The sequence below is a fragment of the Monashia sp. HAY1-5C genome (assembly GCF_056755255.1).
Window position 1 is genome coordinate 1 of sequence record NZ_JBPGXG010000397.1, and the last position, 266, is coordinate 266.

Consider the following 266-nt stretch of genomic DNA (forward strand, 5'->3'; position numbering starts at 1 on the left):
GTCGAGCAGCTCGTCGGTGGTGTCGCCCATCGCGCTGACGGCCACGACGACGTCGTGCCCTGCGCGACGCATGTCGACGATGCGCTTCGCGACGCGTTTGATGCTCTCGGCGTCGGCGACCGACGACCCGCCGTATTTCTGGACGATCAGCGCCACGTGTGCGACTCCCGGATGATGGCCGGCACGCTGAGGCCGGCGGGCGGGCGGATGCCGCACCCGAAGGACCATTCTACGGAGCCGCGGATTCCGGCGATGCCATGTGTCAG

At 68.8% G+C, this 266-nt stretch carries 1 protein-coding gene; it reads right to left on the reverse strand.

The window, feature by feature from the left end:
* On the reverse strand, positions 1 to 156 hold a 156-nt coding region (locus ACR9ZK_RS22175; protein WP_481344101.1), incomplete at its 3' end, for an amino acid kinase family protein.
* Between the last annotated feature and the right edge of the window lie 110 nt (positions 157 to 266).